General features: G+C 69.9%; 11 protein-coding genes and 1 pseudogene. 4 read left to right on the plus strand and 8 right to left on the minus strand.

The features are described 5' to 3' along the window. The 7 genes and pseudogenes from VNT50_RS05435 to VNT50_RS05465 form a co-directional block, all read right to left on the minus strand. Positions 1-249: pseudogene (locus tag VNT50_RS05435) on the minus strand (sulfonate ABC transporter substrate-binding protein); the annotation flags it as partial. A gap of 83 nt (positions 250-332) precedes the next feature. Next, the gene (locus VNT50_RS05440; protein ID WP_325484084.1) at positions 333-1,676 is read right to left on the minus strand and encodes a sulfate adenylyltransferase subunit 1; all 1,344 of its coding nucleotides are present in this window, start codon (positions 1,674-1,676) and stop codon (positions 333-335) included. Further along, positions 1,676-2,695 (minus strand): sulfate adenylyltransferase subunit CysD, encoded by a 1,020-nt coding sequence (cysD, locus tag VNT50_RS05445; protein ID WP_325484085.1) that lies wholly within the window; start codon positions 2,693-2,695, stop codon positions 1,676-1,678. The genes VNT50_RS05440 and cysD overlap by 1 nt, the downstream gene beginning before the upstream one ends. Then, on the minus strand, positions 2,692-3,450 hold the full coding sequence (locus tag VNT50_RS05450) for a phosphoadenylyl-sulfate reductase (RefSeq protein ID WP_325484086.1): 759 nt from the start codon (positions 3,448-3,450) through the stop codon (positions 2,692-2,694). Before VNT50_RS05450 ends, cysD begins: the two co-directional genes overlap by 4 nt. Further along, positions 3,447-5,198 (minus strand): nitrite/sulfite reductase, encoded by a 1,752-nt coding sequence (locus VNT50_RS05455; protein WP_414683941.1) that lies wholly within the window; start codon positions 5,196-5,198, stop codon positions 3,447-3,449. The genes VNT50_RS05450 and VNT50_RS05455 overlap by 4 nt, the downstream gene beginning before the upstream one ends. Before the next feature lie 529 nt (positions 5,199-5,727). Beyond that, on the minus strand, positions 5,728-6,444 hold the full coding sequence (locus VNT50_RS05460; RefSeq protein ID WP_325484087.1) for a sirohydrochlorin chelatase: 717 nt from the start codon (positions 6,442-6,444) through the stop codon (positions 5,728-5,730). Positions 6,445-6,564: 120 nt separating this feature from the next. Next, on the minus strand, positions 6,565-7,488 hold the full coding sequence (locus tag VNT50_RS05465; protein WP_325484088.1) for a MarR family winged helix-turn-helix transcriptional regulator: 924 nt from the start codon (positions 7,486-7,488) through the stop codon (positions 6,565-6,567). A 114-nt stretch (positions 7,489-7,602) separates the two neighbouring features. Between VNT50_RS05465 and VNT50_RS05470 the strand changes: the two genes are divergently transcribed. Then, the gene (locus VNT50_RS05470) at positions 7,603-8,184 is read left to right on the plus strand and encodes a MarR family winged helix-turn-helix transcriptional regulator (RefSeq protein ID WP_325484089.1); all 582 of its coding nucleotides are present in this window, start codon (positions 7,603-7,605) and stop codon (positions 8,182-8,184) included. Positions 8,185-8,223: 39 nt separating this feature from the next. On the opposite strand, the gene VNT50_RS05475 is transcribed toward VNT50_RS05470, so the two are convergent. Next, complete coding sequence (locus VNT50_RS05475; protein ID WP_325484090.1) at positions 8,224-9,654, minus strand: MFS transporter; 1,431 nt, start codon at positions 9,652-9,654, stop codon at positions 8,224-8,226. Positions 9,655-9,783: 129 nt separating this feature from the next. On the opposite strand from VNT50_RS05475, the gene VNT50_RS05480 reads away from it, so the two are divergent. The 3 genes from VNT50_RS05480 to dnaK form a co-directional block, all read left to right on the plus strand. Then, positions 9,784-10,272 (plus strand): cation:proton antiporter regulatory subunit, encoded by a 489-nt coding sequence (locus VNT50_RS05480; RefSeq protein WP_325484091.1) that lies wholly within the window; start codon positions 9,784-9,786, stop codon positions 10,270-10,272. 8 nt (positions 10,273-10,280) lie between these two features. After that, positions 10,281-11,474, plus strand: coding sequence for a cation:proton antiporter (locus VNT50_RS05485; RefSeq protein ID WP_325484092.1), 1,194 nt, complete (start codon positions 10,281-10,283; stop codon positions 11,472-11,474). 195 nt (positions 11,475-11,669) lie between these two features. Continuing rightward, positions 11,670-13,339, plus strand: a 1,670-nt coding sequence (gene dnaK, locus VNT50_RS05490; RefSeq protein ID WP_325484093.1) for a molecular chaperone DnaK, incomplete at its 3' end; no start/stop codon positions are given.

Here is a 13,339-nt window from a genome sequence, read left to right on the forward strand (position 1 = left end):
GATCGCGGCCGGGCCGGCGTTGAAGACCTGGGTCGTGAGGTCGACGTCGCCGAGGGCATCCTCGAAGAGGCCTTCCTCGAGGCCGACCAGGGCAGGCGCGTGAGTCACGTTTGCGAAGTAGCCGAGACGGAGCTCGTCGACCGAACCCGCCGACTCCTCGGGACTTGCCGCGGCGGAGGCGCAGCCGGCCATCATGACCGCCACGAGTCCAAGGGTGGTGATCGATATCGCGGTGCGAGTGGTGTTCACGGTGTCGCCTCCTTCGTCGGCATTTCGGTGGATGTTGCGGATTTCCTGCGGGTGCAGGGGTGGACAGCGGGTGGTGCGGTCGGTCAGTCGTGGGTGATGGCGGCGGCGAGCGTCTGGCCGTCGGCGGGGTGGATGACGAGGAACGAGCCGGCGTGACGATTCACGCCGTACGGCTCGAGTGGCAGGTCGGCTGACAGGCGCAGCCGGGCGCGGCCGATGTCGTTCGCGCTCAGCGAGTCGGTCGGTGTGTGAGCCAGCGTGTCGAGGTCTCGCTTCGAGTCGACCGACGACACGATCGCCTGCACCGTGGCCGTGCCGTGCTTGACGAGCACACGTGCGCCGGGAGCGAGCGGGCGGGGGTCGAGCCAGAAGAGCTCGGCGTCGACGTCGCGGCGTGCGCTCGGCAGCGTGTCGGCGGCGGCGATGACGGTGCCGCGGGCGACGTCGATGTCGTCGGCGAGGCGCAGCGCGACCGATTGGGGTGCGACGGCCTCGTCGAGGCTCGTGCCGGACTGGTCGATGCCGGTGACGGTCGTCTCGATGCCGGCCGGGAACACGGTCACCCGGTCGCCGACGCGCACACGGCCCGAGCCGATGCGGCCCGCGACGGCGCGGTAGTCGCGGTATGCCTCGGCCAGCGCCTCGTCGGCCGCGAGTTCGGGCGACAGGCCGCCCTGCGGCCGGATCACGAGCTGCACGGGCAAGCGGAACGGGTCGAACTCGGTGTCGAGCTCGTCTTGCGAGGGCAGCGACTCGAGCAGTTCGAGAAGGGCGGGACCCTGGTACCACGGGGTGCGGGTCGAGCGCTCGACGATGTTGTCGCCCTCGAGCGCCGATACGGGCAGCACGTGCACCTCGCCGAGGCCGAGCTCGGCCGTGACGCGGCGCACGTCGGCCGCGACATCCGCGAATCTCGCCTCTTCGAAGCCGAGCAGGTCGATCTTGTTCACGGCGACGATCACGTGCGGCACACGCAGCAGCGCGACGACCGAAAGGTGCCGGCGGGTCTGCTCGAGCACCCCCTTGCGGCCGTCGATCAGAACGACCACCGCGTCGGCCGTCGTCGCACCGGTGACCATGTTGCGCGTGTACTGCACGTGGCCGGGGCAGTCGGCGAGGATGAAGCTGCGCGCGCCGGTGGAGAAGTAGCGGTAGGCGACGTCGATCGTAATGCCCTGCTCGCGCTCGGCGCGCAGCCCGTCGGTGAGCAGCGCGAAGTCGAAGCCGGTGCCGGCGCCGAACCCGCGCTCGGCGGAGGTGCGGGCGACGGCCTCGAGCTGGTCGGCGAGGATGGCCTTGGAGTCGTGCAGCAGCCGTCCGACGAGGGTCGACTTGCCGTCGTCGACCGAGCCGGCGGTCGCGAAGCGGAACAGCGTGCCAGTCTGATGTGTCGGCGATCCTGGTCGCTGAGCCTGTCGAAGCGTCATCAGAAGTACCCGTCCTTCTTGCGGTCTTCCATGGCCGCCTCCGAGATGCGGTCGTCGGCTCGGGTCGCGCCGCGCTCGGTGAGGGTGGACTGCGCCACCTCGCGCACGACGGCGCTGACGTCCACGGCATCCGACTCGACTGCGCCCGTGCAGCTCATGTCGCCCACGGTGCGGTAGCGCACGGTGCGCGACTCGACGAGTTCGTCGGGGCGCGGCTGAGAGACCTCGCCGACGGCGCGCCACATGCCGTCCCGGCGGAACACGTCGCGTTCGTGCGCGAAGTACAGCGGGGGGAGAGGGATGCTTTCGCGCTCGATGTAGCTCCACACGTCGAGCTCGGTCCAATTCGAGATCGGGAAGGCGCGGACGTGCTGGCCGGGCGTGTGCCGGCCGTTGTACAGGCTCCACAGTTCGGGCCGCTGGTTGCGCGGGTCCCACTGACCGAACTCGTCGCGCAGAGAGATGATCCGCTCCTTCGCCCGCGCCTTGTCTTCGTCGCGGCGGGCACCGCCGAACACGGCGTCGTGGCGCCCCGCGGCGATCGCGTCGAGCAGCGGCAGGGTTTGCAGCGGGTTGCGGGTGCCGTCGGCGCGCTCGGCGAGGCGGCCGTCGTCGATGTAGTCCTGCACGTGGGCGACTTCGAGGCGGATGCCGAGCCGCTCGACGGTCTCGTCGCGGAAGGCCAGCACCTCGGGAAAGTTGTGGCCCGTGTCGACGTGCAGCACCGGGAACGGCACCTTGCCGGGCCAGAACGCCTTCGCCGCGAGGTGCAGCACGACGACGGAGTCCTTGCCGCCGGAGAACAGCAGCACCGGCCGCTCGAACTCGGCGACGACCTCGCGGATGATGTGGATCGACTCGGACTCGAGCACGTCGAGGGCGTCGAGCCCTTCGTCTCGTCGCTTCGCTCCTCGCTCAGGGACCGGATCGGTCGCTGAGCGAGCGGAGCGAGACGAAGCGTCAGGAACCGCAGAGCGAGGCGCCGCGTCGGGGACCGTCGTCGCGCTGGTCTCAGTCATAGGTGCAGCCCGCATTCGGTCTTGGAGAGCCCGGCCCAGCGCCCGGACCGGGGATCTTCGCCGGCGGCGACCGGCTTGGTGCACGGCTCGCACCCGATCGACGGGTATCCGTTGGTCACGAGCAGGTTCACCGGCACCTGGTGCGCGCCCGCGTAGTCGAGGAGGTCGTCGAAGGTCCAGGCCGCGACCGGGTTCACCTTCACCAGCCCGTTGCGCTCGTCCCACTGCACGAGCGGCGTGTTGGTGCGGGTGGGCGCCTCTTCGCGGCGAACGCCCGTGAACCACACTTCGTAACCGGCGAGGGCGTCGTGCAGTGGCGCGACCTTGCGGCGTGCGCAGCACAGGGCGGGGTCGCGGGAGAAGAGCTTCTCGCCGAACTCGGCATCCTGCTCGGCGACGGTCTGGTCGGGCAGCACATCGACGATCCGCACGTCGAGCGCGCGCCCGACCTCGTCGCGCGTGAACCGGGTCTCGGCGAAGTGGTAGCCGGTGTCGAGGAAGAGCACGTCCACCCCGGGGAGCTGCTCGGCCACGAGGTGGGGGAGGGCGGCGTCGGCCATCGAGCAGGCGACGGCCGCGGCATCCGTCCCGAAATTGGCGGCGACCCACGCGATCACCTCGGCGGGGGATGCCTCGGCGGCGTCCGAGCCGGCGGGTGCCAGGCTGCGGAGTTCGCGCTCGCCGCGCTCGGCGATGGCGCGCAGTTCGTCGGCGCTCCGCCGGGTGGCGGCGCGCGGGGCCAGCGAAACGGTCATTGGAGACTCTCCTCGTCGGCTCGGTGGGCCCATTGGGCGAAGCTCTCGTCGGCTGCGGCGTCCCGCTCGGCGAGGAAGCGCTTGACGACCCGGTCGACGTAGTCGGCGATGCCGTCGGCGGCGACCTTGAGCCCGCGCACCGTACGGCCGAGGCCGGGCTCGTCGCGGTCGGCGTTCACGAGCCCGCCGCCGAGGTGCACCTGGTAGCCCGGCACCTGTTCGCCGTCGATCGTGACGAGCTGACCCTTCAGCCCGATGTCGGCCGTCTGGATGCGCGCGCACGAGTTCGGGCAGCCGTTGACATGGAGCGAGATCGGATGCGGCAGCTCGAACTGGGCGAGGCGCTCTTCGAGATCGAGCACGGCCGTCGTCGCGTAGGCCTTGGTCTCGACGATCGCGAGCTTGCAGAACTCGATGCCGGTGCACGCGATGGTGCCGCGGCGGATGAGGCTCGGGCGGGCGGAGAGGCCCAGTTCGTCGAGGCCGGCGATGAGCGACTCGACGCGGTCCTCGGGGATGTCGAGGATTACGACCTTCTGGTGCGGGGTCGTGCGCAGGCGGGTCGAGCCGTGCTCCTCGATGAGGTCGGCGAGCTTCGAGAGGATCGGGCCCGAGACGCGGCCGACGATGGGCGTCGCCCCCACGTAGAAGCGGCCGTCCTTCTGCCGGTGCACGCCGACGTGGTCGCCCTGCGTCTTGGGCTTCGGGGCCGGCGGGCCGTCGGGGAGCTCGTACCCCAGGTACTCGTCCTGCAGGATCTGCCGGAACTTCTCGGCCCCCCACTCGGCGAGCAAGAACTTCAGCCGCGCCTTGTTGCGCAGGCGCCGGTAGCCGTAGTCGCGGAAGATCTGCGCGACGCCGTGCCACGCGTCGGCCACGCGCTCCGGGGCAACGAATACGCCAAGACGCTCGCCGAGGCGCGGGGTCGTGGACAGGCCACCGCCGACCCACAGGTCGTAGCCGATGCCGAGGTCGGGGTGCTCGATGGCGACGAATGCGACGTCGTTGATCTCGTGCACGACATCCTGGCTCGGGTGGCCCGTGATCGCCGACTTGAACTTGCGCGGGAGGTTCGCGAGCGAGTCGTCGCCGATGAAGCGGGACGTGATCTCGTCGATCTGCGGGGTCGGGTCGATGAGCTCGTCGGCCGCGATGCCGGCGACCGGCGACCCGAGCACGACGCGGGGCACGTCGCCGCATGCCTCGGTCGTGCCGAGGCCGACGCCCTCGAGGCGCCGCCAGATCTCGGGCATCGCCTCGACCTGGATCCAGTGCAGCTGAATGTTCTGCCGGTCGGTGAGGTCGGCGGTGTCGCGCCCGAACTCGCTCGAGATGCCGGCGATCACGCGGAGCTGCTCGGTGGTGAGCTGCCCGCCGTCGATACGCACGCGCAGCATGAAGAACTCGTCTTCGAGCTCGTGCGGCTCGAGCTGGGCGGTGCGCCCGCCGTCGATGCCGGGCTTGCGCTGCGTGTAGAGGCCCCACACGCGGAAACGTCCGTGCAGATCGGTCGGATCGATCGACGCGAATCCGCCCTTCGAGTAGATGTTCTCGATGCGGTCGCGGACGCTCAGGCCGTTGTCGACCTGCTTCCACTCCTCATTGCCGTTGAGCGGCGCGGTGCCGTCGATCTTCCACTGGCCGTTGGGGCGCGTCGAGGGGCGCGGGGGCCGCGCGGCGCCCGCGCGCGCCGCAGGACGCGCCGCGGTCTCTGCCGCGGCGGCGGGAGTCGTTTCGTGCAGCGTCACAATGGGCCTTCCGGAGGTGCCTTCGCCCGATCGGCTGGGCGCGGCGATACCACGCCGATTGTGCGACGCTAAGCGACGGTTCCGGCGTTCGACAAATTCCGGTCACGAAGCGTTGCACATCGCCACATTGCGACACATTGGTTCCCTTCGTACCGCGAATGCGCTAGGGAGCGGGTTGGCGGGCGTACGCGACGGTGAGCTCCCGCCCCGCGATGTCCCAGTCCGGCCGCTTACCGGTGCCGGTAACCCGGCTCAAGTGGGACATGCCCGCCCCTCACCAGCACGATGTCCCAGTTCGGCCGCTTACCGGCGCCGGGATCCCGGCTCAAGTGGGACATGCCCGCGGGGTGGCACGCGGGTGTGTCGAAGGCCAGCAACACCGGCCCACAGCCGGTGACCGCGTGCCGCGCGCAGGGGCGAGTCGGCAGCCGCCGGTTGTGCGCCTCCCTCTGAGTCACTTCGTCACCAGTGAGCTTGAATGCGGTGCGCTGCGCGCGCTGCGCGTGCGTCGGGGTTCAGTCCGCCGTACTCAGGCGCCGGACGCCGCCGCGTACCGGTCGAGCACGATCTCGACGAGTTGCCGCGGCACGGGGCGGCCGGCGATCAGCAGCGGCGGGGTGACGACATCCGCCCCGGCCTTGTCGATGAGCCCCTGGAAAAATCCTTCGGCCAGGAGGTAGCTCACGGCGACGACCCGCCGGCCGGGATGTGCCGCGCGCGCGTCGGCGACGGCGTCGCCCAGGCGCGGCGAACTGGCGGAGAGGAAGCCGATGCGGATGTCGCGGCCCGCGCGGGCGGCGAAGCGCTCGGCCGTCGTGTGACAATCCCGCACCGCGCGGGCGTCGCTCGAGCCGGCGACAGCGAGCACGAGCACGTCGTCGTCGCGGACGCCCGCGCGCTCGCACCTTTCGAGCAGAACGTCGATGAGCAGGTCGTCCGGACCGAGCGCGCCGGCCAGCTGCACGGGGCGGTCATCGGCTGCCTTGACTGCATCGGTCAGGTCGACGTGCACGTGGTAGCCGGCGGAGAGGAGCAGCGGCACGATGACCGCGGGTTCGCCGGGCTGCAGTGTCGCGAGGGTCGCGGGAACGTCGGGCTGCTCGACATCGACGTGGCCGAGGCGCACGGTCGGACCGTTGGGGAGCGCCGCCTCGACGGCGTCGCGCAGGCCTTTCACGGCCGCGCGACCCTCCGCCGAGGACGTGCCATGGGAGATCGCGACGAGGGCCGGGGTCTGCGCGGACATGCCTTCATGCTGACACATCCCCCTCGCCGGTTCGGCGAGGGGGATGTGTGTGATCCTCGGCCCGGTCGCGGACCTGTCGGGCGTCGACCCTTCGCCATGCTCCGCGCCCATCGGGTGAGGTCAGGCCTCCGTGGTGGGGGCCGCGGGAGCCGCGCCCGTCGAGCCGCGATCGTGACGGTGACCGCGCCCGAAGCCACGGCCGTAACCACGCCCGTGCCCGTAGCCGCGGCCGTGCCCAGCGCCGGGCGCATCGCCGGGCGCATCGCCACGGTCGTAGCCATGGTCGAAGCCACGGTCGTAGCCACCGCGGTGGCCGCAGTCGCCGTGACCATGCCCGACGTGCCCGAGGTGCCCGAAGGGCCCGAAGTGTCGGCCGTGGTCGAAGTGACCGTAGTCCTCGTGACCGTGCCCGGCGTGCCCGAAGTGGCCGAAGTGCCGACCGTGGTCGAAGTGGTCGTAGTCGCCGTGACCGCGACCGAAGCGGCCGCGGTGGCCGATGGGTCCGAAGTGACCGTCCCGGCCGCGGCGGTGCCCGCGCCGGCCGCGACCGAAGCCGCGTGCCTCGTCGTCGCCCTCACCCAGCTCGGCCGCGATGGCCTGGAGCGTTGCGAGAGTCGTGGCGAAGTCCTCGGCGGGCACCGCGCCCGCGACGCGGGCCCGGAAGTCGGCGACCTTCGCACCGATGCGCTCGAAGGCCGTGCGGCCCTCGTCGGTCAGAGCCCAGGAACCGGGAGTGCCGGTGACCCAGCCCCGCTCCACGAGCGCGCGGAGGCGGCGTCCGCCACGTTCCAGGCGTTTCGTCAGCGGTCCGGCCTCGATCGTGCCGGCGATCGCGTTGAGGATCATCCAGTCCCGCCGGTCGAGGCCGTCGGCCTCGAGCAGGATGCTGAACTCGCGAGTGATGCGGGCGTCGACGACGCGGAGCCAGAACCCCAGGGGGCGTTCCTTGGCCGGGCCGGAGCCCGCGGCGTCGTACTGGGTGCTGTCGTTGTGCTGTGTGTTGTCTTCAGAGGTGTTCTGTGTGTTGTCTTCAGGGGTGTTCATTGCGGGAATCCTTTCGGAGCGCCTGTCGGCGCCGTCATTTACATGTCAAGATGCATGCACATGTAGTGTGACATGCAACTTCGATGCATGTCAAGTCGCATGTAATCTGGTTCGGTGAGCGAATCGGATGACGCGGCCAGACTCGCCGAGCAGATCGCGGCCGCGCTGGCACAGCTGCGCGGCCCGCGCCCCTCGCGCGGCGCCGGCTTCCCGCCCGGCGATCACCGCGGCTGGGGTCCCCGCGGCCCGTTCGAGCACGGCCCGCACCACTCGCACATGCACGAGCCCCACTCCCGGGGCTCCGGCCACGCCGGCCCGTGGCGCGGAGACCAGGGCCCGATGGGCCGCTTCGCGGCCCGCTTCCGGCTTCTCGAGGCCTTGGCCGCAGCATCCACCCCGCTCTCGGTGAGCGAGATCGCCGAGCGCATCGGCGTCGATCAGCCGCGGGCGAGCCGGCTCGTGCAGGCCACGGTCCAGGCGGGACACGCGCGTCGCGAGGCCGACGAGAACGACGCTCGTCGCACGAACATCCTGCTGACCGACGAGGGGCGGGCGATCGTCGCCCAGACCCGCGGCGCGCGCATCGGGGCGGTCCAGACGGCGCTGGCCGGCTTCACTCCGGAGGAGCGTGCGCAGCTCGCCGCGCTGCTCGCCCGTCTCGCGGAGGCCTGGCCCAAGGGCGACCCGCGCGGCTGACGCGCGCGCCCGTTGGGCGATGCCCCGTCAGCGCGAGGCTCAGCCGCGCGGAGCCCGCGCGGGGAATCTCACGAGCAGCAGCAGACCGAGGCCCGCCGCGAGCACGATCGCGATGCCCAGGATCCCCCAGTAGGTGGCGCCGAACGTCACGATGAAGATCGTCCAGAGCGCCGGCGCGAGGAAGCTGGCGACTCGCCCAGTCGTCGCGTAGAGACCGAACACCTCGCCCTGCATGCCCTCGGGAGTCACGCGGGCGAGCAGCGACCGGCTCGCGGCCTGGGCCGGTCCGACGAACGCCGAGAGGCTGAGCCCGCCGATCCAGAAGACCACTTTGCCGGCGTCGTGGAACAAGAAGACGAGCAGGGCCATCGCCACCAGGCCCGTGAGCGCCGTGATGATCACCGCGCGCGCACCGAAGCGGTCATCGAGGCGACCCGCGACGATCGTCGAGATGCCGGCGACGACGTTCGCGGCGATCGCGAAGATCAGCACCTCGTTGGTCGTGAAGTGGAACGCGACGGCCGCCAGCACCCCGCCGAAGGCGAACACTCCCGCGAGCCCATCGCGGTACACGGCGCTCGCGAGCAGGAACCAGAAGGTCGGCCGGTGCACGCGGTAGAGCGCGACGATGTCCTTCACCAGCACCACGTAGCTCTGGAAGAAGCCGACCTTCGTCGGCTCGAGCGGCGTCGGCAGCGAGGGCACGTTCAGAAAGAGCGGGATGGAAAACAGGATGGTCCAGACCCCGCACCCCACCGCGATGAGCCGGTAGGCGAGGCCGTTGGAGGTGTCGAGCCCGAACCAGTCCGCGAAGGTCAGCGCGATGACGATCGTGAGGGCCACGATCCCGCCGATGTATCCGAGACCCCAGCCGAGGCCGCTGACCTTGCCGATGGTTCTGGGTGTGGAGACCTGCACGAGCATCGCGTTGTAGTTCACGCCCGCGATCTCCGACACCACGGCGCCCAGCGCCAGCACGATCGCGCCGTACCAGAAGTACGCGGGGTCGGCGAAAGTGAAGAACAGCGCGAACTGCACGAGGGCCAAGAGCATGGTGAAGGCGAACAGCCAGCGCTTGCGGTGGCCCGAGCGGTCGGCGGTCTGCCCCAGCACGGGGGCGAGCAGCAGAATCAGGATGCCGGCGACCGTGGTCGCGAGGCCGTACCCGCTCGAGAGTTCGGCAAGCGCGGTTTCGCGCACCGGGTCGGACTCGGGGAGTGCCCCGATCTCGGCCGGCAGGAAACTGTCCGACACGAGGTAGAGCGAGGCGAACACGAACGTGAGCAGAACGGAGTTGAAGGGCTGCGTCGCCCAGTCCCACAATGCCCAGGAGGTGACCTGCCTGCGGGGGATCGGATCCTCGGACCCCGTGTCTTGGAAGACCGCGCCGATCGCGCCGATGGCGCCCGTGTCGGCGGCCGCCGGCGGGGTGCGGACGGCGTGCGCAGCCGAGGGGTCCGGATCGCTCATGTCGGTCACGCTAGAGCCTTTCGGTGAACGGCGGATGGCGCCGACGCGCGTGCAGCATTGTCGCCGCGCGTCGTCAGGCTACATCCACCCCACCGCGACTCCGGCGCGGACCGGTGCCATGATGTACGCATGCCAGCCCACGTTGAGCGCGCCGTGCTGCCCGGCATCGGCATCAGACATGACATCGTCACCGATGCGGGGAGGCGACTCTCCGTGCTCAACCTGCGCGACGGCGGCCGCGAACTCGCCCTCGCCGACGAGGACGATCCCGACCGTGCCAGCGAGACCATCGAGCTGACCGACGACGAAGCCATTGCGCTCTCGGAGGTGCTCGGCGGCTCGGTGATCCTCACGCAACTCGCCGGACTGCGCGAGCAGGTCGCGGGACTATCGATCGAGCAGATCCCCATGCGCGCCGATTCGCCCTTCGTCGGCCATCCGCTCGGCGACACGAAGGCCCGCACCCGGACGCGGTGCTCGATCGTCGCGATCGTGCGCGAGAGCGAAGTGCTCCCTGCCCCGGGGCCGGCCGATCTGCTCCAGAGCGGCGACACGGTCGTCGCCGTCGGCACGCGCGACGGCCTCGATCATCTCGTTCGCATCATCGCCGGAAGCTGACAGGCGGGATGGACCACGGCGCGCTCGTTCTCATCGAAATCGGCGCGCTGATCCTCGGGATCGGCCTGCTGAGCCGACTCGCGTCGCGGCTGGGGATCTCCCCGATCCCGCTCATCCTGGTCGGGGGCCTCGCGTTCGGCGAGGGCGGGCTCTTGCCCTTCACGCAGGGCGAGGAGTTCATCGAGATCGGCGCCGAGATCGGGGTGATCCTCCTGCTGCTGATGCTCGGCCTGGAATACACCGCGCAGGAGCTGGTCGGCAACCTGAAGACGTCGAAGGCGGCCGGCCTCTTCGACATGGTGCTGAATGCGCTTCCCGGCGCCCTGCTCGCACTCGTGCTGGGCTGGGGTCCGGTCGCGGCGGTGGCCATGGGCGGCATCACGTGGGTCTCCTCCTCCGGCGTCATCGCCAAGATGCTCCAGGACCTCGGCCGCCTGACCAACCGTGAGACACCCGTCGTGCTGTCGATCCTCGTCATCGAAGATCTCGCGATGGCGTTCTACCTCCCCGTGCTGACCGCGCTCCTGATCGGGGTGGAGCTCGGGGCGGGCACCTTGTCGGTCATCATCGCGCTCGGCGTGGTCACGCTGATCCTCTGGGTCGCGCTTCGTCACGGTCGCTTCGTCTCGAGGCTCGTGTGGTCGAGCGACGCCGACGTGCTGCTGCTCTCGGTGCTCGGTCTCACGCTGCTCGTGGCGGGCCTTGCCGCGGGGGCGAACGTCTCCTCGGCGGTGGGGGCGTTCCTCGTCGGCATCGCCATCTCGGGTCCGGCGGCCACGCACGCCCAGCGCGTGCTCACACCGCTGCGCGACCTGTTCGCCGCGGTGTTCTTCCTCTTCTTCGGATTATCGACCGATCCGCACGATCTCGTGCCGATGCTCGTGCCGGCGCTCGTGCTCGCGATCGTGACGATGGGCACGAAGCTGCTCACCGGCTACCTCGCCGCCCGCCGCGCGGGCATCGCCGAGGCCGGGCGATGGCGCGCCGGTTTCGCACTCATGCCGCGCGGGGAGTTCTCGATCGTGATCGCCGGACTCGCCGTCGCGGCCGGTATCGATCGGTCGCTGGCCGCGCTCGCGACGGCATACGTCCTGATCACGATGATCGCGGGACCGCTCCTCGCCCGCATCCCCGACTCGCGCCGGTTCATGGCGGCGACCAAGCGCGTGCAGGCGAATCGGCGCGCCCGTCAGGCGGCCTGAGCTTCCGCGCGTGCGCAAGTTGAGTCGAGTGCTATCAACTTCATTTTGACAGGCGCGGCACGCGGGACTATCGTTGAGTCATCGCGGCTCAACCCTTCGACCCGGCTCAGGCACCACGGGCGCAGCCGCCCTCAGACATCACAGAAACCCCGGGGTCCGGCATCCGCCCGCCCCTGAACAAGCAAGGAGAGACACATGGCCCGTGCAGTGGGAATCGACCTCGGTACGACGAACTCGGTCGTCAGCGTTCTGGAGGGCGGCGAGCCCAAGGTCATCGCGAACGCCGAAGGCTTCCGCACCACTCCCTCGGTGGTCGCGTTCACCAAGGACGGTGAGGTGCTCGTCGGTGAGACCGCCAAGCGCCAGGCCGTCACGAACGTCGACCGCACCGTGGCCAGCGTCAAGCGGCACATGGGCACCACGTGGAACTTCGACGTCGACGGCAAGAAGTACACGCCGCAGGAGATCTCGGCGCGCATCCTGGGCAAGCTCAAGCACGACGCCGAGGAGTACCTGGGCGACACGGTGACGGATGCCGTCGTCACGGTGCCCGCGTACTTCAACGACGCCGAGCGCCAGGCCACGAAAGAGGCCGGCGAGATCGCGGGCCTCAACGTGCTGCGCATCATCAACGAGCCCACGGCCGCCGCCCTCGCCTACGGCCTCGACAAGGGCAAGGAGGACGAGCTCATCCTCGTCTTCGACCTCGGTGGCGGAACGTTCGACGTGTCGCTGCTCGAGGTGGGCAAGGACGACGACTTCTCGACCATCCAGGTGCGCGCGACCGCCGGTGACAACCGCCTCGGCGGCGACGATTGGGACCAGCGCCTCGTCGACTTCTTCATCAAGCAGTTCAAGGACACCACCGGTGTCGACGTCTCGGGCGACAAGATCGCCCTGCAGCGCCTCAAGGAGGCCGCGGAGCAGGCGAAGAAGGAGCTCAGCTCCTCGATGTCGACGAGCGTGAACCTGCCGTACCTCTCCCTCACCGAGAACGGCCCCGTGTCGCTCAGCGAGACGATCACGCGCGCCAAGTTCGAGGACCTCACGAAGGACCTGCTCGATCGCACCAAGAAGCCCTTCGAGGACGTCATCCGCGAGGCCGGCATCAAGGTCGGCGAGATCGACCACGTCGTGCTGGTCGGCGGTTCGACGCGCATGCCCGCCGTCAGCGACCTCGTGAAGCAGGAGACCGGCAAGGACGCGAACAAGGGCGTCAACCCCGATGAGGTCGTCGCCGTCGGCGCCGCGCTGCAGGCCGGTGTGCTGAAGGGCGAGCGCAAGGACGTCCTGCTCATCGACGTGACCCCCCTGAGCCTCGGCATCGAGACCAAGGGCGGCATCATGACGAAGCTCATCGAGCGCAACACCGCCATCCCGACCAAGCGCAGCGAGACGTTCACGACGGCTGACGACAACCAGCCGTCTGTGGCGATCCAGGTGTTCCAGGGCGAGCGCGAGTTCACCCGCGACAACAAGAACCTGGGCACCTTCGAGCTGCAGGGCATCGCCCCGGCACCCCGTGGTATCCCGCAGATCGAGGTCACGTTCGACATCGACGCGAACGGCATCGTGCACGTGCACGCCGAGGACAAGGGCACCGGCAAGACCCAGTCGATGACGATCACCGGCGGCTCCGCGCTTCCGAAGGACGAGATCGACCGGATGATGCGCGAGGCCGAGCAGCACGCCGAGGAGGACAAGAAGCGCCGCGAGGACGCCGAGACTCGCAACCAGGCTGAGTCGCTGGTCTACCAGACCGAGAAGTTCGTCAAGGAGAACGACGAGAAGCTCCCGGCCGACGTCAAGGACGGCGTGAACGCCGCCCTCGGGGAGGCCCAGGAGGCGCTCAAGGGCACCGACAC

Source organism: Microbacterium sp., assembly GCF_035554235.1.
Classification (GTDB): Bacteria; Actinomycetota; Actinomycetes; order Actinomycetales; family Microbacteriaceae; genus Microbacterium.